Below are 23,527 nucleotides of genomic sequence, written 5' to 3' on the forward strand. Positions count from 1 at the left end.
GATCCAAAATATTAAAACTATATGAGCCAGGTAAATTCAGGAATCGTTAGCGAGCCTAAACAGGAAAAGAAGGGACAGGGAATCGGGCAATTCTTTAGATCTATACCTGCTTGGGCTTTGTTTTTGATTGTTGTATCGGCTTGTATAGTAATTGCTGGCCTTGGATCCTGGATCGGGCAAGTAAGGTATCAGTCTGGAGCCAGAGAATCTGAGCAGCACCTTGGTACTGCGGTTGCAGCTATACTTGGGCTGCTGGCATTTATGCTGGGTTTTACCTTTTCCCTGACCTGGAGCCGCTACTCCAACAGAAACACCCTTGTTATACAGCAGGCAAAAGCCCTTGAAGCATGCTACCTGCATACCAGCCTGCTACCAGAAAACCAACGATCAGAAATTCAAAATTATTTAAAAGAATACATTGATATCCTGCTTGTTATCCAATCTTCAAAAGAGGTAGAAAAGCTGCTGGAACGGTTAGAGGAACTGCACGCTTCTATTTGGCGAGTTACATCATCCCTGGCTCAGGCAGATATGGATTCTGAGTTGAGGTCACAGTTTATCAGTTCAGTGAAAGACGTTTTAAATATAGCCCTGGAAAGAAGAATTGTAGCACTTAAGTTCCGGATTCCTGCCCCTATCTGGTCATCACTTTTGGTTCTCGCAGGTATGGGTATGCTTGCTTTTGGTTATCAAACCGGCATTACAGGTTCGAGTAGAACATTCGATATGCCGTTAGTCCCGATAGCTTTTGGAGTGGTTATAGTACTCATTTCCGATCTAAACTCTTCCGGGGTAGAACGCCGGTTTCAGGTTACAAAAGAGCCGCTACTTGAAGTAAAGAAGATGATTGAGAAAGAGATTGTTTAGATCGCATCCATACCCAGCAGCTATAATAACATATAATGTATGCAAACACTACCTAAGTATAGCTCATAAATCATCATTTAGTGCTAGCAAAAGAACAAGTATTGTCTGCTCTCCCGGCCCGGGTAAATTATTTGAGCTATACTATAAAGCGTTGTTAGTAGTAATCTAATGTATTCATTTTTATCTCGAAATGCCCAAATCTGAAACTCCTATAATCAACTACGTTCACTTCATCAGCCAGCAACTTTTTTGATTACTGATATAAGTATGGTACAAGAATAATTTAAGCTTATTTGCTTATTATTTATGATTATATGAAGGTTATATTTCGTATACGTTTATATAACCTGCCATTCATGAAATTTGCTACTAATGAAAATAGGTTTGCTTATTACAAGTTTGCCGTCGTGGGCCTTATTTATACTTATTGTAATCATTGGTGTACTTGCGGCCTTAGCTGGTATCCATATTGCGCTAAAAAAGGCCCCAAAAGAGGTTAAAGTTATGGAAGCCACTATCGGAACCGACGTTGGAGCAATGCTGGCATTGTTAGCATTCATGTTAGGCTTTACTTTCTCCATTACCTCATCCCGCTTTGCAGAGCGCAAGGAATTAGTGATACAACAAGCAAACGCTATTGGTACGTGTTATCTTCGTACAAGCTTTCTTCCGGAAAAACAAAAGAAGGCAATACGTGGGTATTTTCTTGAATATATCGGCATCCTGGTAAAATTACCAAGACAACCAGATAAGGATGTTATTAAAAAAGCTACCCAGAGAATGGATGCCATTAATTTATTGCTCTGGAAGCAGACCGCTTCGCTGGCTCAGGCAAATATGGATAGCGAATTGAGAGCTGCATTTATTGAGTCAGTAAATGAGGTAATAGATGTTTACAGCGAAAGAGAAACAGTAGCACTGGTATTTCGGATCCCCGATCTGCTATGGTTTTCCCTTATTTTACTCTATTTGTTAAGTTTATTTGCGATGGGTTATCAGAACGGCACCTATAAAAACCGGGGAGTTATTGATATTGCCTTTCTTGCCGCTGCTTTTGCTTTAGTTATTGTAATGATTGCTGACATGGATTCCTCCACCAAACCAACAAAATTCAAAGTAAGCCAGCAGCCTCTTGAAAATACTCAGAAGCTGATACAAACATATGTTCCTTAAAACTTATACATCTAAATATCAGGCAATAAGTTTAATCAAATTAAAACCTTCTACAGCTTTTTCTTATCTGTTACTGTTAAGTTTCGGCTTCTTAACATATGATCTATACTTAAAGATAACAAACTGTTTTCTGCTCCTGAACAACTATTTTGATTACTAGCTATGAGCATGAACGAAATTGTAATACTGGCACTTAAGGCAAGCATTTTACTTATAGTGCTTGGCTATGGTTTAAAAGCTACAGTAGATGAGGCTTTTTACCTGTTCCGAAAGCCAATGAAACTGTTTCGTACGCTGCTGGCCATAAACATTATCATGCCGTTGTTTGTAATTCTGTTGGTTAGCTTAATAGACCTGGCTCCATTAATCAGGGTTACGCTACTTGCTCTGGCAATCTCCCCTCTTCCGCCCTTGTTTCCTGCCAAACCACTTAAAGCCGGTGAGCGCGAAGAATATGTTATAGGTCTGCTGGTAGCTGCTTCTCTACTTTCAATCTTATTGATTCCGCTTTCATTGGAGGTATTTGAAGCAATAGCTAATAAACCTGTACAAGTATCTGAAAAGCGCCTCCTTTTAACTATACTTGTTACCATTATAGCGCCTTTGTTTTTGGGTATTGCTATCCGGCATTTAGCTCCTGGCTTTGCAGAAAAAGTTGCCAGTTCAGTTATCAAATTCGCTCAAGTCTTATTGATTCTGGCAATCGTGCCGCTGCTTTTTCTATTGTTCCCACTAATCAGGCATCTGGTAGGTAGCGGCATTGGGTTCATATTACTGCTCTTTGTATTTGTTGGTCTTATAGTTGGTCACCTTTTGGGTGGTACCTCCCAAAAAGACCGGAATATACTTGCTGTAGCAACCGCTGCCCGACATCCGGGTATTGCAATGACACTGGCTAGCGCTAATATTCAGCAGCAAGAGCTGGTACCTGCTGCAATTGTTTTATACTTGTTGATCGCCGCCCTGATTACGACCCCTTATCTGCTATGGCAAGGACGTGAAAAGCCCTCTCCTTCGCTATCCAAACCTCCCCTCTAAAAATTTATATTTATCTATCTATTTCAGATAAAAAGTTATGGACTTAAAACAAAATAGTGAGGTTCAGCATTCAGAAACAATGCAGGAAACCTATAGCAGGAACCCGGAAAAGCCATGGGCCAAACATCCTGTTATTTATGAGATCAACACCTGGGTATGGCTGGAAGAACTAAGCCGGAAATACCAACAGAAAGTGAATCTCTCCTCTGTGCCACCGGAGGAATGGGATAAGATCGCCATGCTTGGTTTTGATGCCGTGTGGCTGATGGGTGTCTGGGAGCGGAGCCCTGCCGGAATTGAAATATCCATGCGCAACAAGGGGCTGCTCGAAGACTTTAACAGAGCGCTGCCTGACTTCTCTGCTGAGGACAATGTTGGCTCGCCTTACTGCGTACGCAACTATGTGGTTGACGATCACCTCGGTGGGCCACAGGGTCTTGCTGCAGCCCGCGCCATGTTCCGTGATAGGGGGTTACGACTTATACTTGACTTTGTCCCTAACCATGTTGCAATTGATCATCCCTGGGTAACCGAACACCCTGAATACCTGGTACAGGGAAATGCTGACGATGCTAAGAAAGATCCGAATTCCTTCATAGAGTCGGGCGGTAAGGTGTTTGCCTGTGGCCGGGATCCATTCTTTCCGGCCTGGCCTGATGTACTCCAACTCAACGCCTTTGCTCCGGGACTCCGACATGCAGTTATCGACACACTTACGGATGTAGCAGGGCAGTGTGACGGTGTTCGCTGTGATATGTCTATGCTGATGCTCAATAAAATATTTGAACGCACCTGGGGAAACCGGGCTGGCACAAAACCGGCGGAAGAGTACTGGGCCACCATCATACCTGCAGTTAAAGCAAAGTATACGGAATTTAAATTCATAGCTGAGGCATACTGGGACCTTGAATGGGAACTGCAACAACAGGGTTTTGATTTCACCTACGACAAGAAACTCTATGACAGGATGGAGCACCAGGATGCCGAAAGCATACGTCAACATCTGCTGGCAGACCGTTCCTTTCAGGAGAAAAGTGTACGCTTCATCGAGAACCACGACGAGCCAAGAGCGGCTCACACATTTACTGGCGGTAAAGCCCGCGCTGCAGCTGCCGTAATTCTTACGCTACCTGGCGTGAAGCTGCTGCACGAGGGACAATTTGAAGGCAGGAAAGTGAGAGTGCCCGTGTTTCTTGCACGTCGCCCGGAAGAGCCGGTAGATCAGGATCTGCTAGCCTTCTATGGACGGCTGCTAAAGGGAGTAAACCATGATGTTTTTAGAAACGGGGAATGGCGGCTTTGTGAGCGGAGCGGCTGGCCCGATAACCAGAGCTACCTCCGTTTGTTGACATGGTGCTGGGTAAAAGGTGAAGAGCGCTTCCTTGTGGTCATCAATTTCAGCCAGGAGACTGCCCAGGCGCTGGTTCATATGCCGTGGGAAGAACTGGGAGAAAAGAAATGGCGTCTCAAAGATGTGCTTTCAGAAGAAACTTATGACCGAAGCGGCAGCGAACTACTTAATTCCGGACTGTTCGTCAATCTGGAGGCTTGGAAATGTAACTTGTTTCAGGTGCTCGCACTGTGAGCAACTATAGCCTATTATTAAATCAGAACGATTATTTTCAAAAATGAGCATATAGATTGTGTAAAAAACCAAGGGCAGCATAAGGCTTGTAGAGTAGTTAATTTTCTTGCCAATGAAGCGACCTTTACAAATTTTGTCAGTATGGCTGTTGTTAACCTATTGTTGCAGCTCTGCTATATTGGCACAACCCTCTGAACAACCTGCCCCTGTCAAAGGCCCCTGGTCATTTGGAGCTAATGCAAACTATGGAGCTATGTTACGCTACAGAAGTGGGATGTCAACGCTAAGCTTTACGCATCCTTTTGGGGTTGAAGTATACGCCAACAAGCATACTATTGGGAAACATACTTGGGAGCGGCTCTATAATTATCCCCAAATTGGCCTTGCCTTGTCATATTATAACTATGGCGTACCAGATGAACTTGGCATGGCAGTTTCGTTTACAACTTACCTGGATAACGCGCTTTGGCAATTCAGGAAAAGTAGCCTGCGCTTTAACCTGGGTACTGGCTTGGTATACTCTACCCGCTGTTATACCCCCGGCAGCAATGAGCAAAACTTAGCCATTGGCAGTAAGTTAGCCTTCGAGCTTCGAGGAACTTTACGTTATGAGTTCCCGGTAAATGAGCATGTCTTCCTGAACCTCAACCTGGCCTTCCGGCATTTTTCTAATGGAGCCTTCAGTAAGCCGAACCATGGCATGAACTTACCTTTAGTAGGCGTGGGAGTACGGTACCAGCCAGGAGAAGTCAGGTTGCTGGGTGTTCAGGATACCGTGCCCTCCTCTATAGCTAAACGCCTCCATTTCAATCTGAGAGTAGCTGGCGGCGTGAAGGAAGTGGTGAGGGTTGATGAGAAACACCCGATGTACAGCCTTACAATGTATGCCAGTAAAAGACTGACACAGACTAATACACTTTTGATCGGTGCTGATGGTTTTATAAATAAATCGCTGCTGAAAGAGTTTATTAATAATGGGCTTACTGTGCCCAACGATGACCTGGACCCGCGATTGGCAGGCGTAACTATAGGGCACGAACTTCATATGGATAGGCTATCGATTTTATTTCAGCTTGGGCGATATGTCTACCAGCCCTACAATCTGTATCCCAACTATTACCAGCGCTACGGCCTGCAATACATGCTCTCTCAAAACTTTTCTGCCGGTATTATGCTCTTGGCACATACCCGTTCGGCGCACGTTATTGAGTGGGGATTTGGTTTACATCTGTAAAGATCAGCTATGTAATAAGCAGCAGGATTAGTGAAAGGATATACTTCTATTGTTTTCTATTATGCTAAACAAGCCTCACCTATACTTAGAAAACTCATTCGCCTGAGTTTTGGCTACATTGCTTCTTAAAACTTATTTAACCGCAATCCATTTTATAAACTATAATCTCTCAGAAGGGAGGTATACAGCTATGTTTGTATCTTTGCACCGCAAAATTTACAAGCCATGGCTGACCTTAACCTATACAACCCATTTGGAAATATGCAGTTCGCCGACGAGCACTGTTTCCTGTGCGGTACAACTATAACCAAAGCTGACAGAACACCTGTTTTTGGAGAGTGGATGCAGCAAAAGTATAACCTCGAAAATAAAGAACTACTCCTGCTCGATAAAAGTGTTACCACGTTCAGTCAGCTTACCATCCCCTGTTGTGATCATTGCAATTCTGAATATATACTTCCGCTGGAGCAAGAAATTGAAACAGCAGCCGACTCAGGTTTTGAAGGTATAAGTGCGCTGGACCCGAAGAGGCTGTTTCAGTGGATCGGCAAGATGTATTACGGCACCTTGGTTACAGAACTTATCCGGGAAAAAGATCCGCTCATTATGCCGGAAAACCCTGTAAGTGAAAACCCTCAGATGCTGGGCAAATTCAAGACCTTTTTCCAGGTGCTGCAATCCCTGCGGGTGCCAATGGTTTTCTCAGATTTTTTGCCTTGCTCGCTGTTTATACTTCAGGTTGATCCTACAGAAGATGAGCTTCCTTTCGAGTACCAGGATGAGCTAACAACTATGGCTTTCAGCATAAAGCTTGGGCCTGTAGTTATCGTTTGTAAGTTGCTGGATAACGGTATCATCAACAAAGCACTGCACAGATTATACAAGCTTACAGAAGGCCAACTGTTACACCCAATACAGGTAGCAGAATTTAAAGCGCGTGTTTTCTATGCCGCCTATATCTTTAATGTAGTTCCGGATTATTTCATCAGAACTATAAAACCTGGAGATGAGCAACTGGTGCTGGATACCCTGATTGATGATGTGACCAACGAAGTATTTAACCCATGGGAGCCGCTGGCCTACGTACATATGCTGGAAGAAATGCTGAAACCATGGAGCATTCGGGAGCATGACATCATGAAAGACCCACAGCAGCCATTAACATTCCTGACGAATGAAGACGGCACATTTAAACAGATAGCAAAGTTTGAGCGATAAAATACAAAAAAGGCTTCCGGTTAATCCGGAAGCCTTTTTTAAAGTATAAGTATAAAATTAGTTTTCGATTATAAAGCTTACACTAACATTAGAAGTAACTATAACTTCACCACCAGCTATAGTTGGGCCTTCGGCACCTGCGCTATCCTGCGTTTTCATCATAGCAGCTTCGGCATAAAGAGGTATTGGTCTTCCACCGTTCGTACTTTCATTAATAGCATACACTCTGCCAACTTTTGCTCCAAGTTCGGTTGTTAAAGCTGTTGCTTTCTGCTTGGCATTATTTACTGCTTTTTTGCGTGCTTCTGCTTTATACTTTTCTATATCTGCAACCTGAAACTGCACACCATCAACTCTGTTCACTCCAGCTCCATACAAGCCAGACATCAGGTCATCAAACTTATTGAGCTTTCTTACAATTACAGTCATTGTTTTTTGAGCAGTATAAAAGTCCGGTGATGCTTTCCCATATTCGCCGCTGGTATAGATCGGGTAAATACTCATATAAGATGTCTGGATGTCTTTTTCGCTTACTCCCTGTTTTTTAAGATAAGAAATTATAGCAGCGGCCTTTGCATCCGCCTGTTTCCGCGCCTGTTCAAGGGTTTTCTCGCGTACTTCCACGCCCATAGCAAGTATAACCTGATCAGGCTGCACGCGCACCTCACCTACCCCATTTACATTTACCAGAGGCGGTAATACCTGTTGCTGTGCCTGTACTGCTACCTGGCCAAACAGGAACAAGGCCAGCAAAATAAAGAATGTCTTTTTCATGGTTTTATAGTTTTAGTCAGATAAAAGTATAGAGATTTTCTATATAGATGCGAATATCAAATGTTATACCACAAATTACCAATTAAAAACAAAAAGCCCTTACTATCTAGTAAGGGCTTCCATTTATAGCTCAGGACTATTAGTCTCCAGAATACTCAAATTCATCAGCGTTCTGACGTGCCAGCAATACAGCACCTATAGTTAGAGCTCCGGCTGCAAGTATAAGCTGGGTTGTTGTCAACCTTCTTGAAGCTCTGACAATAATGTTCCCGATATCCTGCAACAGGTCAGGCAGTTTCTCATGGTTACCCTGCAGCACATGCATTGCTGATTCTACCGTCTTCGACATATCATGCGGGTGCAAAAGTTTTAATACACTTTCATTTGAATCGCTTTGCTTCCCCTCTGATTTCTTAGAGTTATTATTTTGATTCTGTTTATTTTCGTTTTCCATAGTTATAATAGATACTTACACGAATGATAAATTAAATGAGTTTGTCTTTATACGGTATTTAACAACCTATCAGTTAACTCAGGAAGCAGATCTTCCGCCATACTCCTCTACCATCTGCGTCATACGTTGTACTAAGCTGTTCTCATTCACCATCATACTAGCCGGAAATCCAACACTCAGGTCATCAATTTGCAGACTCTGCTGCTCAGGGTTATAGTTATACTTTGCTTTAACACCTTTCTCATTTATATTTCCCTCGTTGCCCTGCAGGCTAAGTCCGAGTTGTTTCAATTTATCTTTTAACTGAGTGAAAGCATCCGGGCTAACACTAGTAAAATGAACTTGTCGTGCCATATGTTTGATTGTTTTGATTATGAACCTTAAAAGTACACTAACGCTATAAATAAATAATAGGTTAAGAGGCTGACATGTCTGTAAATACTGTCAGGTGGCTTATTTTAAGAACAGCATAAATAATTTAGCAATCAGATATTTGTTTTTAAGAAAAGGCATCCTATATTTGCACCGCAATACAGCAATTGCACGGTCCGTTCGTCTAGGGGTTAGGACTTCAGATTTTCATTCTGGCAACAGGGGTTCGATTCCCCTACGGACTACATGATTACCCATCAAAACCCGCTTATTTTATCAAATAAGTGGGTTTTTTGTTTCCAGAGTAACAGAAAAGTAACAAAAATGATCAATAGCGACGTTACTCTCCCACTTTATAACACATTATAGTTTAACGCTTCTTGTACTTCTTGGATATGAGGAGCTGTAAAATATTGTATATACTCACAGCTCTTTAAAAAGAAAAATCTACTAAATCAACTACCTTTACACTCTATTACTGAACCTAGTTTATCAGTAAGATTAGCACCTAAAAGAAGCCTACTTTAGCAAGCTTTTCAGTGATCAATCTTTACCTTCGGCTAAGTAAATTCCATCTTATCATTTATTCACAATTAATTCATGAAACATCTCTCTACTGTGGTATTACTACAGCTCATACACAAAAGCCCACTAGCATTAGCCATGCTCTTGGCATTCACGCTCATTTCGAGCCAAGCCTTTGCCCAACAGTTAATTTATACAGGAAAAGATCTCAGTAATAAATTCTATCTCTACAAAGGAGACAAGCTGAGGATTGAATACGCTGGGCCAGTTAAGAAAATGAAAGTATTCTTTAATGGTGCTTCAGATCCTGCTGCATCTTATGAGGATTATAACAAAAGAGCCGTTAAGCTAGAGAATATAGAACAATCGGAATGGGTTATTACTAAAGAAGGTTTACATAAGATCTCTGTGACACAGGAGAAGGGCGATTACGACCTTAAGCTGTTCCGCTATCCTGCCCCGGGCAAAGAAAAGGCCCCTTTAACCTATACCAAAAAATATTCTTTTGCCTACGAGCCAACTGATTTTAAAGCTGATGGCTTTACAACGTCTTACAAGAAAGTTCTAACCTCTAAACTCGTTTGGGATAATGTGGACGCAGAATGTTATGTTCCAGGCGATGAGGGACTCATAGATCATTCAATTAATAAATTCAATGCCAAGAAGGGCATTATCCTGTATGATGACACTTATAAAACGGGTCCTATCGTAGCAGGTGACAAAGTATTATCTAACCAATTGCCTTTTGCTTTACAGGCAGGTGATACCCTTACGTTTGAAATAAAATATGATGCCCCGGCTTCTTCCGGTAGTACATTCGGCAGAGCCTGGATTGCCCGGTATGATCAGCATTATGCGTTTGATCCAGAAACAGGATCGATGCCGGATTTTATTTTAAATACAGGGATGATCAAGGCTAGTACGCCTTCCAGCCATTCGATTGTGGCGGGGGCAGACGGCATGTTCTCTTTCTTTTTTAATGGGAGTGGTACCTTCACGGTGAAAGTAGTCAGACATCCAGGAAAAAACAACAACCCTAAATTTAGAATCCCTTACGACATGGTACCTGTAAAGCGAGAAGGGACACTACTATATTTCATTGAACCAAAGCTCAAATAAAGCACAACAAAAAGCAATCAAAAGCCCGTTACGGAAGTTTTCCTAGCGGGCTTTTATATTTCAATAAGCCTGAACATTTAGGAACTAAATGTTTCTAAATACACAAATAGTTTATTGATACTCTCTTTTTGATTAACGCTCTTTTGCTCCCGTAAAGCTCAATATGCCCTAACCTTGACCTTGAAAACAAGAAGACGCAAAAGGTATCTCTCGCGTCTTTTGTAATAAATCAAACTAGTAAAGCTTATTGCTTATGCACTTTGATCGTTTTCACTTCTTTATCGTTGGTCACACGTACCAAGTACAGGCCCGCAGCATGAGAAGAAAGATCTATCTCTGTCGGTGCAGTACGCCTGATGTGCATGCTGCGTACCAACCTTCCGCTAACCGAATATACTTCAACCAGCAAGCTGTTTTTGAAAATTACGTTGTCTAGTTCCAGGTAGAGTTTGCCATCCCGGGTCGGGTTTGGATACAGGCTCACACCCTTCAGCTCTTTTAAGTCATCTCCTAAACCGGTAGGTGCCTGAATGGTCAACGTCGCTGTAGCAGTGCCTTTGTAGTTGGGATCATTCACGGTGGCTAGTACCTCGTAAGTACCTTTGAGTGTAGGTGCTTCTGCTACGCCATTATAGGTAATGGTAACAGCTAAGCCTGCTGGTGTAGTGGTGGCTGTTACTACGCGTGGCTGGCCATTCTCCGGCTGCTCCAGATCATTTAAAGTAATAGTAGCAGTTGCTTTCTCCACCTGCATGGTTTGGGTAACTGGTGTGGCAGCTTCATAACACCCAGTACCAGCCTGAGTAGCTGTCACCTTTACTTCGCCAGCTCCCGTAATGTTTAGTATGTTACCATTCACTGTAGCGGGCCCTTCTGTGGTGTAGGTAATGGCCACGCCCGATGTCGTAGTGGCATTCAGCGTAATCGGTGCAGCACCATAGGTACTCGCAGCAAGGGCGTTGAAGGTAATCGTTTGCGGAGCTTTCTGTACGGTTACTGTGGCAGTAGCGGTATTGGTGTTGCCGCTTTTATCTGTCACGGTTAAGGTAACAGTGTTAGCTCCAACGTTTTCACATGAAAAACTTGTTTTAGAAAGCGCTATGTTTTGAATACCGCAGTTATCAGTAGAGTTATTATTTACCTGCTCAGGCGTGATGGTGGCTGCTCCGTTGGCATCCAGTGTTACTGAGATGTTCTTGGCTATGGCGGTCGGCTTGGTTACATCCGCAGCAGAAAGCGTTACGGCCTGCGTAATAGCTTCCGGAGAGCTGTTACCTGTTACCACGCAACGGTACTGCTTGTTGTGCAGGTCAGTGGAGTTGGCTATGGTTAACTTGGTAGTAGTAGCACCGCTGTAGATAGTATTGTTGGTGATGTTCTGCCAAGAAGTAGTAAACACCTGCCACTGGTAAGATACAGCATTGTTAGCTGTTACCGTAAAAGACGCGCTTATGCCCGGGCAAACGGTTGCATTCATTGGCTGTGTACCTATACTGGGAGCCGGGAGAGCAGCGCGTGTTATAGCAAGCGTATAGGTTTTAGTGATACCATTTTCGGCTGTCACCACTATGGCTAGTGTATTCACACCCACATTTAGGCTCATAGACTTTGCCGCTCCGCTTGCACTAACTGTACCATTAACAGTTAGAGTTGCTTTGGTATGGCTGAGAGTAGGTGTAATGTTAACAGTTGTTATTTCATTCGCTACTGAAGCGGTATAGCTGGTTGTAGCAGCAGCAAAAGCAGGTGAAAGTGTTCCTGTAGATAAGGTAAAAGATTTTAGATCAGCATCCGGTGACAAAACTACATTGTCTACCTTACGGATACGGTGACGTATCTCTTCTACGATGTAAAGATTATCCCTATTATCTAAGGCAACAGAATTTGGACGGATAACCATAGCATTAATTGCTAACACATTCTCTTCTTCACTTCCAGACCATGCACTACCGGTCCCCGTTAATGTTGTGATTATACCATCAGTAGTTACTTTCCGCACTCGGTAATTTTGAGAGTCTGCAATATATAGAATGCCACTACCATGGACTGCTAAGCCATTGGGATTATATAACTGAGCATTGATTGCCAATCCACCATCACCGTTATATCCAGATGTTCCAGTTCCTACTACGGTGGTGATGACACCATTCGTGCTGACTTTCCGGATTCTATGATTACCATATTCCGAAACATAAAGATTACCAGCGTCATCCAAAGCAATTTCAACAGGATTGTTAAATTGAGCATTTACTGCCTGCCCGCCATCTCCACTGAAACCTCTTACCCCAGTTCCTGCAACCGTAGTGACTACACCATTCGTGCTAATTTTACGAATCCTATGATTATTATAATCTGCAACGAAGAGATTGCCATTCTTATCAAATGTTAATCCCCAAGGCGTGTTAAACAGCGCATTAACTGCCTGCCCCCCATCTCCACTATAGCCTTGCCCATAACCAGCTATTGTCGAAATGATGCCATTTGTACCAATTCTACGGATCATATTTCCCGTTGAAAAATAAACGTTTCCTGCAGCATCTACAGCAACTCCCAGGGGATGATATATTTGCGCATTTATTGCTAAGCCACCGTCACCAGTAAACCCTCCAGTTCCGGTTCCTGCTATTGTAGTTATGATACCATTTGTATCTACTTTTCGAATTCGATGATTTCCCCAATCTGCAATAAAGAGATTACCAGCTGCGTCAATGGCTATGTCATTGGGATTATATAACGCGCTAGAGGTAGCAGGCCCCCCATCTCCTGCATAATAATAACCGTACCTGTTATCCGTAGTTCCGGCAATGGTAACAATGTTTTGCGCAACAGAAATAAAAGGAACCAAGAATAGGAAGCAAAGGAGTATTGGTTTCAATAGAGCATTGAGGTAGACACATCCCTTGTTTGGTCTTTGCATCGCAAAGACAATGTTAGTTGTTGTCATGAAAGGGTGGGTTGGTAGAAGTTTTACTATAGGATAAGTTTTTATGCAAAAGTATAAGTTTAATTCAATATAACAATGCCATGATCAAGCAAATAATCTATTAACTATCAGCCCATTAAACACAACAAAGCACTATATCTCTTATAAGAATTATCTAAGCCTAAGCTCATTAAGTTTGATGGAAATGGTAGCAGAATAAAGAATCTTAAAAATATGGATTTGCAAGAGACAAAGGAATACCTATTTCTAAGTATAAATTAGATTAATTAATTACACAAACTATAGATGATTTACCCTCAGAAATTAATTAAAAATAGAAACACTATTTCTTAAACTTACTAATTGCAAACAGGTTAATATTTAAAACCCACTACGGACTACTACTATAAAAAGTCGCTCCATATTAAATGGAGCGACTTTTTTGGTTCGATAAATTTCCCCTTTGGTTATGCATATCGAACCTAATAAAAGAGTAATCTTACATTATTACTGATAAGGAAGCGGGCATTAAAAGCCACATCTCCCAGCCATCCCCCCTGATGCCCTATCAGGTTCATCCCCGGTTTCCAATCTACCTCAATAGAAAAGAGAATATCCCGGAAAGAATACTCCAGCCCCAGGATCAATTCCACTCTTACTACGTTGTGGTGGTGGTCATCTTCATCATTGTATCATCATCAAACCAAGGATGCTTGTGATGGCCGTGATGATGCAGTTCCGCCTCACGACGCTTGTATTCTGCTTTCTTTCCTGCCACTCTGCCTCGGTGGCATTTTCTGCTTTAGCTGTATTTTCGTTTACCCAGGCAGAGAACTCCCCAAGCTCATTGTCTGCTTCCTGAGTGGCCTCGTTGGTTTCTCGTTAGGTATCATCTGCAGCAGCATCCATTTCCGTTTCTACCTTATTGGCTTCTTGCTCGGTCTCCCGTTGGGCCTCCTGGTTGCAGGCAAACATAAAGCCTCCTAAAGCAAAGGCCATTACAAACAATCTGATATAATCTTTTATTTTCATAGTTTTCCTAGGGTTTGGCGTTTCTATTTATCGCAGTATAGCCTATAAATAATATGGAACTAACATTTTTAACAGTCAAATAACAAACCTCCTACACCTCTCCTAAACAAAACCCTTTATATTTGTACCTTAAAATATCCCCTGTTGATACTCTACAGCGACCACATTATTAAACTGGATTACAAGCCAGCACATGACATCCTAACAGCATCCCTGCAAGTGCTGCGGGATTATGATGCAGCCGAAATCCGTAATGCCTTTCTATCTATTGTGGTCACGGTAAAAGAGTATAATGTTACGCGCTTACTGCTGGACTTTACCCGAAACACCTTGGATCTGACAGAGACAGAATACAAGCACTCCATCGCGCAGCTGACTGTTGGCTTGATGCAGACTCCGCTAGAGAAGATTGCCCGCATCGGCACCACACATCATGTGCGGGAGCAAAAGATTTCAGGCCTTTATGAGGGAATCAAAAATGCCGTTACACTGCCGATTGCTTTTCATATCTTTTCTGACAAAAGCACAGCTCTTGACTGGCTGCTGAAACAGGAATAACTGCCTTATTAAGCTTTTGTATAGGTGGTCTGACACTAACTGTTTCTGACCCAGGTAAATACTCTTTTAATATGCTATAAAAACAAAATATAGCTATAAGCAATACTTTGTTTAAATTCGTATAAACCAGTAGAACTTTCATAAAGTGGAGCATAAAAACAAGAAGTAGTGCTGATACCCCACCCTTATACTTCTTGGTTTATGCATAAACCCTTACCCCACCCTTACAGTTGATACCCACTAAAGGCTCCTGTCCCGGGAGCCTCCCTTTTAAAACACAACCAACTCAATACCTGGTGACATGGCATTTAGGCAAACACTGCATTTGCTATCGCGCCGTTACACTATTTGACTCAGATTTGATTTATTTGGTGAAATAACTTTAAACTTACTGCTATCCTAGCTCTATACATACTTCAACAGCAGCCAAATCCCTATGCAAATAGTTCGATAATTCATTCCTTTTTACCACAGTAAAAAAGCAATTTCAAGAAAATGGAGCGGCTTTTTGGTTTGATAATTTCCCCTTTGGTTGGGCTTATCTAACTTTTACAAATCGGGCGGTCATGGCAGCTATACTTCTTGGCAGCTACATCACTCTTCTTTGAGAAAAGAGAGTATCTGTAGGTTCACTTTTTCCGGCTGCTCATGATGCAGCCAATGCGTGGCCTCTTCCAAAAAGACAAGTTTCCCGTTCAGGCACCTGCCTATACTTTGCCGGGCCATGTGAGCGTCTAGCACAGCGTCCTTTTCCCCCCAGATCAGGAGTGTCGGCACTTCTACAGTCTGGTTTAAGCGGAGGCGGGAATACTTAAAAGCTCTGTACCAGTTAAGCATACCTGTCAAAGCACCAGGCTTTCGCCAGGCCTGCCTATAAGCAGCCAGGTCTTCTTTGGCAAAGGTGGAGGAATGCGCAGTACTCGTCATAGCATGAGCCAGCAATTTATAGTTAAGCGCCTGTAGCACTACCTCCGGCAGCACCGGCACCTGGAACGCAGCTGCATACCAGCTTTTGAGCATCTGTCGCGGGCTGTGCCGGAGGTAGTGCTGCATCACGTCCGGATGTGGAATATTGAGCAAGATCAGTTTGTCAAGCAGGTGCGGGAAATGCATGCCCATAGCCCAGGCCACCACTCCTCCCCAGTCGTGTCCTATCAGCACCACCTTTTCTCTGCCCAGCTGTTGGATAAGTCCGATTATATCAGCTGTTAGCTTTTCCAGCATATAGTCCTTTACTTCTTTGGGCTTGCTGCTTAGGTTATAGCCCCGTTGGTCTGGGGCAACGATATGGTAGCCTTGGCTGGCAAAGAAAGAGAGTTGTTTATGCCAGCCATACCAGTATTCCGGGAAGCCATGCAGAAACACCAGCACCTGACCCGCTTTGTCGCCCGCTGTCGCAGCATGCAGTGTTACATCAGGCAAGTGGAAATACATATGCTCCAGGTCCATGGCAGAAACAATAGTTTAAAGCGGTTTGAGTTATCTTACCTATAGCAGGTAAAATAGTTTTAACACTGCTATGCAAGCATAAAACACAGTTTAACATTTACACCCTATACCAATTCATGGAGTTTCATAGATCATACTCCACAGAAAAATGGTTTACATTCAGAGCATGGGTAGGGAGCCATATGTCTTATTGAAGTTTCTATTTTGAACCATAAGCTTACCTTACCCTTTGCTCTAAATATTCTTTATTAGCAGCAAAATAACCTTGAACAATGCGCTATAACTCCATGTAGGGGGCTACCACTATAAAACACTATCTATCTGATAAAGGCTTACTTATCTGCAAAGTTTACCTATTCCGTTTGCCGTCACATATTAACTAACCAATCACGTTTACTATAAGCGAGTGCATTGTAGCCTAGTGTATATACTTTACTTGGTACTCAACGTTGAAAATAAAATGAAAACTATCCTGCTATACTTATTATTCTGTTTATACATAGGACAGGTTAAGGCACAGAACCTTGTACGGAACCCAAGCCTGGAGGAGTTGAAAAATTACATTGTTGGGTTCAGGGGCGTAAGTGGCACACCAGACATTGCTTCCAAAGAAGATAAAGTCATACAATATCCACCCTATCATAATGCCTACATGTCAGACTCTCCTACACGCCATATTACCAGTATACGGTTTGGGGATATTTGCTTCTGCCAATGGTTCAGTTCCACATCCAGCGAACTGATGCAGGCACAGCTAAAAAAGCCACTTAAAAAGAATACCCAATATATTGTATCCCTTTATACAATAAGAGCCACTGTAATTGAGCCGCCAATTAGAGAGATAACTGTCTCTTTTACCCAAAAGCCTTTACCTTTAAACAGAAAGGTATATGGACAGCAAGACCACACATTAACAAGTGAGGGTATACCTTATTTGTCTCTGACTTCAGCTGCATCACCAAGTCTTGCTTCCCGCGAATCCTGGACAAAAGTAACCGGGGTTTATAAAGCCAGAGGAGGAGAAAAGTACCTACTTATTGGCAATTTTATAGGAGCAAACAGTATCGAGTTGGATGCATTGAACCCGGATAGTCCCCGGATTACAAGGTATAACAAGATAAAAGGAACCTACTACTGCTATGACAACATCAGTGTGATTCCTGTTTCCGCAGCCGCAAACCGGTCTGAATCAGCTATACCAGATCCAAAGCCACTATCAACTAAATTCGCCATAGGCAATACCATTACGCTGAAAGATTTAAACTTTAAAACAGGTGAATTTCAGATTTTAGAAACGGCTTATCTTACCCTCGACTCTCTGGCGGCATTTCTTAAAACCAAGCCGGAAGCTGTAATTGCTATTCAGGGGCATACAGATGATGTTGGATCAGAAGAAGCCAACCTCATCCTATCAGTACAGCGGGCAAAGGCTGTGATGGACTACCTGCTACAAAAAGGGATAGTGGCTGAAAGAATGACTTCAGAAGGGTATGGGGAAGCGATGCCGAAAGCAGATAATCTAACAATAGAAAGCAGAGCAATCAACAGAAGAGTGGAGATAAAGATTCTTCATAAAAAAGGTACTTGAACTCAAGGAGAATTCCTGTTGGCATTTCAATGTCTGAGATAAGTGAGTTTAGGCAGCTATACAAAGAAGAGGGGTAAATGATCAGCGGTTCCTTTTAGACATCGATAAGTAACAACTTGCGATACAATATCTACAAGCGTTTGTAAGTTAATTATCTAAGAAAGTCTTTCTTTTAGTAGAGTGGTTGTTAGACACAACAAAAGCTAGGTTTCAGAATACCATGACGTATGGAAAAGCTAACTATCACTTAACCTGAAGTATTTATTCTTTTAATCCTGAGTAATTAGACTTATTCACAATCATCAATTTACAACGCCTATTAAACAACTACTGCTGGTTTTCGCGCTGCTGTTTAGCACCACTGCTTCTTTTGCCCAACAAGCTGCTACAGCCACAGATCCTTGCAGGGAGCCTGTTGTAGAACTCTATGATACCAATCGGCAAAAGCTGGCCGAAGATGCTTTGCCCACTGGCAAGGTGACCGTGCTGGTTCGAAATAATCCAAGCTGCAACAAGGACTTCACCTTTAAAGCAGAAAAGATGAAACTGTATCTGATGGATGGGGAAAAGCCCCTAACCCAGGTAGAACTGAGTGGAAACAGCTTCGACTTTAGCGGCTGGCAAAAGTATTATGCAGCTGCCGACAACATCCGTTTTGAAATCACACAGGTGAGCTTTACCTACAACAAAGGCGAAGAAACTGGTAGCTTCCCAGGGAGCGTTCACAAAAGCTGGCCCCTCAAGACAAAGTAACCTGAGCAGGATAAAGCTTACCTAAGCTTACTACTACTGCAAGTAAACTTTATAAAAAACTACACGAGGTATACGCTTTATCTGGGACTATTTTAGCTATTAAAAGTTAATGGAAGTACTATTCTAAAATTTAAGATCACTGTGTAATTGGTTCAATAATTATATCCTTTGGTCTACTACAGTAAAAAAGCCACTTCATACCAAATGGAGTGGCTTTTTGGGTTCGATAAATTTCCCCTTTGGTTAGAGTCTGAAGTTGTTTGACCTATAGAATACAACTTCTACACTTCAGTATAGGAGTCTGCACGTTAATGTTTTCTTAGAGGAGGCTTTCGGGCAAGGTCATGTCTTCCCATGCGAGAAACAAAATCGTACTTCTTGCTCCAGTTTGCAATCCACTCTCTTTCGCCCAACAAGTTCTGTTTATCTGTTATATTTGGCCCAGCAAGGCCCATAGTGCCTACACGCCGTATCACTAAATGACTGAAAGCTAAAACAGCAGGCAGAGAAATTGAGAACTATAAGATTTGATAAGACTAAGTGTGGTGTAGAGGTCTTGCTTCGGACAGGTTCTGGCAATGAAATAAAAGGAGCCTACACCGACACAGAAGTATACAACACCGATTACTTTGAGATCCTGATTTTCAGAAAAGCAAAAGGTTTTGTCGTACTAAACCAGCGAAAGATAGAGCTTACCGATAATACCATTGTCTTTATTTCTCCTTTTCAGAAGCGACAATGGAAGCTTGATCCGGATCACCTGGACTTTACGTTTCTTATATTTCAGGAAGATTTCCTCAACGACTTCTTTGCTGACAAGCTGTTTACGTACCGGTTGCTATACTTTTACCAACTGGATTACCCGCTGAGCATGAAGGTCACTGCTGAGTATATCCAAAAAGCCTGTAGTACCCTAACCGAAATTCATACAGAACTCAGAGATGCCAATCCGGACAGTGAACACCTCATCCGTTCCCTGCTCTATTACTTACTGCTTAAGCTCAACAGGGATTACGCCCGGCTAAACAACCTCCCACTCGATAAGCCGGAGAACAATTATGCCTACCAGTTCAAGAAGCTGCTGGAGCTGCACATAAAGGAAAAGCAAAGGATCAGTGAGTATGCGGAGCTCTTAGGTATAAGCAGGATCACGCTAAATAAAGCGGTACAGGTGCAGTTTAACGTAACGGCCATGCATTTACTCAAGCAGCGGCTACTCTTTGAGATTAAGAATTACCTGATCCATTCCGGTTTAACAGTAGCCGAGATTGCGCACGAACTCCACTTCTCAGAGCCCAACCATCTGATGCGCTTTTTCAAAACCCAAACCGGACAGACCACATCAGAATTCCTTGCAGATTATCAAAATGGTAGCAAGGTCAATAGCTTTGGTAGCTAAGCACCAGAGCAGCGCCCCTACCTTTGTATTGAATTTAAGAATATTAAAATCAATACGATATGGCAACAAGAGCAAGTATACAGTTAGTCCGAAATGCAACGCTGGTAATCAATTATGCTGGTAAGAAGATACTGGTAGACCCTATGCTGATGCCGAAGGATTCTTTTGATCCGCTGGCCGGCAAGGCAAGAAACCCGATGGTTGATTTACCTTCGTCTATCGAAGAGATTGTGAAGGACGTGGACCTGGTGCTGGTAACGCATACTCACCCGGACCACTTCGATACAGTGGCCATTCAAACACTTAGTAAATCCATTAAACTGATCAACCAGCCTGCCGACGAGGAATACTTTCGGAAGGAAAGTTTTATTAATTCCGAGACCTTACAGGACAGCACTGTTTGGAACGGCATCACCATCCACAGGACAGGTGGCGAGCACGGCAGCGGCGAGATTCTGAAGCAAATGGGCACCGTTTCCGGTTTTGTTCTGAAGGCAGAAAGCCAGCCTACCATCTATATCGCGGGCGATACTATTTGGATAGACGAAGTGGAACAGGCGATTAAAAAATATAGGCCTGATTACATTGTGACAAACTCTGGTGGCGCTGCTTTCCCTGGCTTTGAAGCAACGCCTATTCTTAAAGACGAAGAACAGACGATGTCATTGATACAGGAGAGTGGTGAGGCCAAAGTGATAGCTGTACACATGGATGCACTCGACCATTGCCGTACTACGAGAAACTCGCTACGTGAAAAGGCAAATGAGTTGAACATCGGAGAAAACAAACTGCTCATTCCGCAGGATGGTGAAGTCATAGTGCTCTAGTCTCAAACCTGTATTTACCTTTCAAAATAACGCTCCACAGCAGCCAAATCTCTGTGCAAATAGTTCAATAATTCCATCCTTTGGACTACTGAAAGGGAAAAGTAAATATCAGATTTGCTTTTCCCTTTTTCTTTTGCGCTAAAAACTGCTGCACGAGGCTGGAAAGGACAAAAAAGCCATTCACCTTTGTCGTTCAATAATCTTCATTTTCCCCTGCTTTCTTTGGTTTACTTGTAGTTGGCTAATTCCATGTACCCTGCTAGTAGTAAAGACAACTTATGATCCATAGTCACTTTTCTGATCTACAGTGATAATGCTAATAAGTTTCAAGAGAGCTTCACTACCGCCACCCAACTAATTTTCTAACTACTTAAAATAGAGCCAAGGTCAATAAAGTCTGACAGCTATCGTTGATTACAAGAAGCACAAGCGGTAATAATCCGGTTAACAAGAGGTACCAATCAATATATTTATGTCTATATTTACTACCAACATCAACTAAACTAAAGACATGTATACAGGATTACAACACCTACACTCTTACCTGAGCTATTTAGTGCTGCTTGGTCTGCTGATAAGTTTTGCAGTTGCCCTTATGGGTTGGCTGGGTAATAAAACCTTCAGTGATAAAGACCGAAAGCTTGGCCTGCTGGGTCTGATTCCGGTGCATTTGCAATGGGTAATTGGCCTGATTTTATACTTTGTGTCACCACTGGGTTTTAAGAACTTCTCCGGCGAGGCGATGGGTGATTCTATTTCAAGACTATACATTTTGGAACACCCCCTCACCATGGTTATTGCTGTTATCCTGATCACAATTGGTTATTCTCGTGCCAAGCGCCAGATCGGTAACGACAACAGAGGCTTTAAGAGCATTGCAATTTTCTATGGTTTAGGCCTGATACTTATACTTAGCCGTATCCCATGGAATGCCTGGCTGGGTAATTAATATAAACTTATTATAACGTAAAACAGCCGCTTTACCTACTACAGATAAAGCGGCTGTTTTTTTTAAAACTACTTTTGATATTGATTTTAAAACTGAAGTACGCTGGTAATCAGGCATGGGTACAATACATTTAACCAAAGTATACCTTAAACTCAGCAACTTTACCTAGTTCTGAGGTTATTTCTATTTTACCGCCCGCATTTTCTACAATACGTTTTACGATGTAAAGCCCGATACCTGAACCTTCAACATGGTCGTGAAAGCGTTTAAACATGGTGTATAGTTTATCCTGGTCTTCCCGACACATCCCTAGCCCATTATTTTTTACAGATAAAACTACACAGTCCTCTTCCTCAAAGGTTTAAATTCCTATTTCACATGCGCTATCATGCGAACGGTATTTAATGGCATTACTCAGCAGGTTATACAAAATGCTCCGGAAGTTCTTGCGCGAAAACTTAAGCTGCCTTATCTTGAAATCTGAATCAACTTTGCATGGGAAACTGGACTCTTGATATAAAATAATTTCAAATCTTACATTATTTCATCAAACACAACCTGCACTGCTACCCGCTCCTGGTTATCCTCATCATCAACAGACCGCTGTACCTTACTAATACTGGTCAGATCCTCAATCGTTGTTTTAAATCTGTCTACAGACTTTTGGAAAAAACAGACTAATTCATTTAGTTCGGGGTCATGTATATTCTTCTCTTCCAGACAGTATACCAGGCGCTGCACCTAGCCATCAATGTTCAGTATAGGCGCTTTCAGGGCGTGGGAGGCAGCATAAATAAAGTTGTCTAGGTCACGGTTGGTACTAACCTGTTCATCGTATTTACGGGTTAAGTCTTCTTCATCGCGGCTTTTGTCTGAAAGATCGCGAGTTTTTTTTATCGTTATAAATCGGCATAAGTGTTTTACTGGCCCAGAACAAGGAACCATCTTTTTTTGCCGCCAGCCCTCAGACTGGTGTTGCTCCCTTGATTTAGCTTCTTTCAGCTCCTGTTCCGGCTTTTCCTGTGTATGGTCTTCATCAGTAAAAAGCATAACGTTAAACTAGCCTATAACCTCTTCAGCTTTATAGGCTTTCATGCATTCTGCACCTTCGTTCCAGGTGTCTATAATGCTATTAGGGTCCATGGCAAAATAGCGTACTCTTTTACCTGCTCAATAAAAGTAGAAGTAATGCTCTCGGTAAAATGTTTTGTCTTCATGTTCGAATTATAATTGGTGCACTCCCCGGATGCAGGTTAATAAATATGCGCATGAAGTGATATTTAAAACAAACTAACGGGAAAGCCACAACTGAAGTTAATGGTAATTACCTATGTGCACTGCACTGCTAAAAAAACCGAAGCTTTTAACCCTGCCTGCCGCCGGTGTGAGTGGAGCGGTAAAGGTACTTGGTATAGAAGGCCGAGTTGTAAAAGTGCTATCCAAATTTATACTTGCGTCAGGTATAAACCCTGCAAGTATAGTCCTGTCATCTCAAGCGCCAATGAGAGATAATGGGTACTATTGTATGGAATGTCGCAGATCTCTCTCGCTGGTTGGAATGACAAAAGTAGTAAACCGCAGTTCTTACATGACATAAATCATACTTTAAGACAAAATAAAACCTGAAATTTACTAACTGACTTTAAATTTGAGAGTTTAATAATTATACCCCTGTGCTGAAAGGCTGCAT

At 42.3% G+C, this 23,527-nt stretch carries 24 protein-coding genes and 1 tRNA gene; 15 read left to right on the top strand and 10 right to left on the bottom strand.

Annotated elements, in window-relative coordinates; translation table 11 throughout:
• The first annotated feature begins 21 nt into the window (after positions 1-21).
• From MJ612_RS06260 to MJ612_RS06285, 6 genes are all read left to right on the top strand, one after another.
• Positions 22-867, top strand: a complete 846-nt coding sequence (locus MJ612_RS06260) for a bestrophin-like domain (RefSeq protein WP_187030498.1) — start codon at positions 22-24, stop codon at positions 865-867.
• A 372-nt stretch (positions 868-1,239) separates the two neighbouring features.
• Positions 1,240-2,040, top strand: a complete 801-nt coding sequence (locus MJ612_RS06265; protein WP_187030500.1) for a bestrophin-like domain — start codon at positions 1,240-1,242, stop codon at positions 2,038-2,040.
• A gap of 162 nt (positions 2,041-2,202) precedes the next feature.
• Positions 2,203-3,078 (top strand): hypothetical protein, encoded by an 876-nt coding sequence (locus MJ612_RS06270; RefSeq protein WP_250419071.1) that lies wholly within the window; start codon positions 2,203-2,205, stop codon positions 3,076-3,078.
• 37 nt (positions 3,079-3,115) lie between these two features.
• Entirely contained in the window at positions 3,116-4,663 is a 1,548-nt protein-coding gene (locus MJ612_RS06275) for an alpha-amylase family glycosyl hydrolase (protein WP_222619610.1), read from the top strand.
• 253 nt (positions 4,664-4,916) lie between these two features.
• Positions 4,917-5,897: an acyloxyacyl hydrolase gene (locus MJ612_RS06280; protein WP_187030505.1), complete on the top strand. Its 981-nt coding sequence runs from the start codon at positions 4,917-4,919 to the stop codon at positions 5,895-5,897.
• 225 nt (positions 5,898-6,122) lie between these two features.
• Entirely contained in the window at positions 6,123-7,115 is a 993-nt protein-coding gene (locus tag MJ612_RS06285; protein ID WP_187030507.1) for a hypothetical protein, read from the top strand.
• Between the two features lie 57 nt (positions 7,116-7,172).
• On the opposite strand, the gene MJ612_RS06290 is transcribed toward MJ612_RS06285, so the two are convergent.
• From MJ612_RS06290 to MJ612_RS06300, 3 genes are all read right to left on the bottom strand, one after another.
• Positions 7,173-7,889 (bottom strand): SIMPL domain-containing protein, encoded by a 717-nt coding sequence (locus MJ612_RS06290; protein WP_187030509.1) that lies wholly within the window; start codon positions 7,887-7,889, stop codon positions 7,173-7,175.
• Between the two features lie 139 nt (positions 7,890-8,028).
• Positions 8,029-8,343 (bottom strand): hypothetical protein, encoded by a 315-nt coding sequence (locus tag MJ612_RS06295; protein ID WP_187030511.1) that lies wholly within the window; start codon positions 8,341-8,343, stop codon positions 8,029-8,031.
• 78 nt (positions 8,344-8,421) lie between these two features.
• Complete coding sequence (locus MJ612_RS06300; protein ID WP_187030513.1) at positions 8,422-8,697, bottom strand: hypothetical protein; 276 nt, start codon at positions 8,695-8,697, stop codon at positions 8,422-8,424.
• Between the two features lie 191 nt (positions 8,698-8,888).
• On the opposite strand from MJ612_RS06300, the gene MJ612_RS06305 reads away from it, so the two are divergent.
• Positions 8,889-8,960: transfer RNA gene (locus MJ612_RS06305), tRNA-Glu, on the top strand.
• A 373-nt stretch (positions 8,961-9,333) separates the two neighbouring features.
• Positions 9,334-10,359 (top strand): hypothetical protein, encoded by a 1,026-nt coding sequence (locus tag MJ612_RS06310; protein ID WP_250419072.1) that lies wholly within the window; start codon positions 9,334-9,336, stop codon positions 10,357-10,359.
• A gap of 244 nt (positions 10,360-10,603) precedes the next feature.
• On the opposite strand, the gene MJ612_RS06315 is transcribed toward MJ612_RS06310, so the two are convergent.
• The 3 genes from MJ612_RS06315 to MJ612_RS06325 form a co-directional block, all read right to left on the bottom strand.
• Positions 10,604-13,204 carry an NHL domain-containing protein gene (locus MJ612_RS06315; RefSeq protein WP_187030517.1) on the bottom strand — a complete coding sequence of 867 codons (2,601 nt, stop codon included), beginning with the start codon at positions 13,202-13,204 and terminating at the stop codon, positions 10,604-10,606.
• A gap of 560 nt (positions 13,205-13,764) precedes the next feature.
• Entirely contained in the window at positions 13,765-13,935 is a 171-nt protein-coding gene (locus MJ612_RS06320) for a hypothetical protein (protein WP_187030519.1), read from the bottom strand.
• 229 nt (positions 13,936-14,164) lie between these two features.
• Positions 14,165-14,314: a hypothetical protein gene (locus tag MJ612_RS06325; protein ID WP_187030521.1), complete on the bottom strand. Its 150-nt coding sequence runs from the start codon at positions 14,312-14,314 to the stop codon at positions 14,165-14,167.
• A gap of 144 nt (positions 14,315-14,458) precedes the next feature.
• Here MJ612_RS06325 and MJ612_RS06330 point away from each other — a divergent pair, with 144 nt between their 5' ends.
• Positions 14,459-14,872, top strand: coding sequence for a hypothetical protein (locus MJ612_RS06330; protein WP_187030523.1), 414 nt, complete (start codon positions 14,459-14,461; stop codon positions 14,870-14,872).
• 594 nt (positions 14,873-15,466) lie between these two features.
• On the opposite strand, the gene MJ612_RS06335 is transcribed toward MJ612_RS06330, so the two are convergent.
• Entirely contained in the window at positions 15,467-16,321 is an 855-nt protein-coding gene (locus MJ612_RS06335; protein ID WP_187030525.1) for an alpha/beta fold hydrolase, read from the bottom strand.
• A gap of 460 nt (positions 16,322-16,781) precedes the next feature.
• On the opposite strand from MJ612_RS06335, the gene MJ612_RS06340 reads away from it, so the two are divergent.
• From MJ612_RS06340 to MJ612_RS06360, 5 genes are all read left to right on the top strand, one after another.
• The gene (locus MJ612_RS06340; RefSeq protein WP_187030527.1) at positions 16,782-17,909 is read left to right on the top strand and encodes an OmpA family protein; all 1,128 of its coding nucleotides are present in this window, start codon (positions 16,782-16,784) and stop codon (positions 17,907-17,909) included.
• Positions 17,910-18,449: 540 nt separating this feature from the next.
• Complete coding sequence (locus tag MJ612_RS06345) at positions 18,450-18,662, top strand: hypothetical protein (RefSeq protein ID WP_187030529.1); 213 nt, start codon at positions 18,450-18,452, stop codon at positions 18,660-18,662.
• A gap of 511 nt (positions 18,663-19,173) precedes the next feature.
• Positions 19,174-20,061 (top strand): AraC family transcriptional regulator, encoded by an 888-nt coding sequence (locus MJ612_RS06350; RefSeq protein WP_187030531.1) that lies wholly within the window; start codon positions 19,174-19,176, stop codon positions 20,059-20,061.
• A gap of 59 nt (positions 20,062-20,120) precedes the next feature.
• The gene (locus MJ612_RS06355; protein ID WP_187030532.1) at positions 20,121-20,888 is read left to right on the top strand and encodes an MBL fold metallo-hydrolase; all 768 of its coding nucleotides are present in this window, start codon (positions 20,121-20,123) and stop codon (positions 20,886-20,888) included.
• 511 nt (positions 20,889-21,399) lie between these two features.
• Positions 21,400-21,837: a hypothetical protein gene (locus tag MJ612_RS06360; RefSeq protein WP_187030534.1), complete on the top strand. Its 438-nt coding sequence runs from the start codon at positions 21,400-21,402 to the stop codon at positions 21,835-21,837.
• Positions 21,838-21,967: 130 nt separating this feature from the next.
• On the opposite strand, the gene MJ612_RS06365 is transcribed toward MJ612_RS06360, so the two are convergent.
• The 3 genes from MJ612_RS06365 to MJ612_RS06375 all read right to left on the bottom strand — a co-directional run bounded on the left by MJ612_RS06365 (position 21,968) and on the right by MJ612_RS06375 (position 22,887).
• Positions 21,968-22,144 carry an ATP-binding protein gene (locus tag MJ612_RS06365; protein WP_187030536.1) on the bottom strand — a complete coding sequence of 59 codons (177 nt, stop codon included), beginning with the start codon at positions 22,142-22,144 and terminating at the stop codon, positions 21,968-21,970.
• A 227-nt stretch (positions 22,145-22,371) separates the two neighbouring features.
• Complete coding sequence (locus MJ612_RS06370; RefSeq protein ID WP_187030538.1) at positions 22,372-22,578, bottom strand: hypothetical protein; 207 nt, start codon at positions 22,576-22,578, stop codon at positions 22,372-22,374.
• Positions 22,579-22,887 (bottom strand): hypothetical protein, encoded by a 309-nt coding sequence (locus MJ612_RS06375; protein ID WP_187030540.1) that lies wholly within the window; start codon positions 22,885-22,887, stop codon positions 22,579-22,581.
• A 280-nt stretch (positions 22,888-23,167) separates the two neighbouring features.
• On the opposite strand from MJ612_RS06375, the gene MJ612_RS06380 reads away from it, so the two are divergent.
• A complete protein-coding gene (locus MJ612_RS06380) occupies positions 23,168-23,434 on the top strand; it encodes a hypothetical protein (RefSeq protein ID WP_187030542.1) in 267 nt (88 codons plus the stop codon).
• The last annotated feature ends 93 nt before the right edge of the window (positions 23,435-23,527 follow it).

It is taken from the genome of Pontibacter deserti, from assembly GCF_023630255.1.
Lineage (GTDB): Bacteria > Bacteroidota > Bacteroidia > Cytophagales > Hymenobacteraceae > Pontibacter > Pontibacter deserti.

What these genes read in the sequence shown, in the direction of transcription:
- MJ612_RS06365 (WP_187030536.1), bottom strand. Translation starts at nt 22,144, where the DNA reads ATGTGTCGGGAAGACCAGGATAAACTATACACCATGTTTAAACGCTTT.
- MJ612_RS06380 (WP_187030542.1), top strand. Translation starts at nt 23,168, where the DNA reads ATGTGCACTGCACTGCTAAAAAAACCGAAGCTTTTAACCCTGCCTGCC.
- MJ612_RS06260 (WP_187030498.1), top strand. Translation starts at nt 22, where the DNA reads ATGAGCCAGGTAAATTCAGGAATCGTTAGCGAGCCTAAACAGGAAAAG.
- MJ612_RS06360 (WP_187030534.1), top strand. Translation starts at nt 21,400, where the DNA reads ATGTATACAGGATTACAACACCTACACTCTTACCTGAGCTATTTAGTG.
- MJ612_RS06325 (WP_187030521.1), bottom strand. Translation starts at nt 14,314, where the DNA reads ATGAAAATAAAAGATTATATCAGATTGTTTGTAATGGCCTTTGCTTTA.
- MJ612_RS06345 (WP_187030529.1), top strand. Translation starts at nt 18,450, where the DNA reads ATGAAACTGTATCTGATGGATGGGGAAAAGCCCCTAACCCAGGTAGAA.
- MJ612_RS06265 (WP_187030500.1), top strand. Translation starts at nt 1,240, where the DNA reads ATGAAAATAGGTTTGCTTATTACAAGTTTGCCGTCGTGGGCCTTATTT.
- MJ612_RS06300 (WP_187030513.1), bottom strand. Translation starts at nt 8,697, where the DNA reads ATGGCACGACAAGTTCATTTTACTAGTGTTAGCCCGGATGCTTTCACT.
- MJ612_RS06340 (WP_187030527.1), top strand. Translation starts at nt 16,782, where the DNA reads ATGAAAACTATCCTGCTATACTTATTATTCTGTTTATACATAGGACAG.
- MJ612_RS06355 (WP_187030532.1), top strand. Translation starts at nt 20,121, where the DNA reads ATGGCAACAAGAGCAAGTATACAGTTAGTCCGAAATGCAACGCTGGTA.
- MJ612_RS06375 (WP_187030540.1), bottom strand. Translation starts at nt 22,887, where the DNA reads ATGCTTTTTACTGATGAAGACCATACACAGGAAAAGCCGGAACAGGAG.
- MJ612_RS06290 (WP_187030509.1), bottom strand. Translation starts at nt 7,889, where the DNA reads ATGAAAAAGACATTCTTTATTTTGCTGGCCTTGTTCCTGTTTGGCCAG.
- MJ612_RS06295 (WP_187030511.1), bottom strand. Translation starts at nt 8,343, where the DNA reads ATGGAAAACGAAAATAAACAGAATCAAAATAATAACTCTAAGAAATCA.
- MJ612_RS06335 (WP_187030525.1), bottom strand. Translation starts at nt 16,321, where the DNA reads ATGGACCTGGAGCATATGTATTTCCACTTGCCTGATGTAACACTGCAT.
- MJ612_RS06275 (WP_222619610.1), top strand. Translation starts at nt 3,116, where the DNA reads ATGGACTTAAAACAAAATAGTGAGGTTCAGCATTCAGAAACAATGCAG.
- MJ612_RS06280 (WP_187030505.1), top strand. Translation starts at nt 4,917, where the DNA reads ATGTTACGCTACAGAAGTGGGATGTCAACGCTAAGCTTTACGCATCCT.
- MJ612_RS06285 (WP_187030507.1), top strand. Translation starts at nt 6,123, where the DNA reads ATGGCTGACCTTAACCTATACAACCCATTTGGAAATATGCAGTTCGCC.
- MJ612_RS06270 (WP_250419071.1), top strand. Translation starts at nt 2,203, where the DNA reads ATGAGCATGAACGAAATTGTAATACTGGCACTTAAGGCAAGCATTTTA.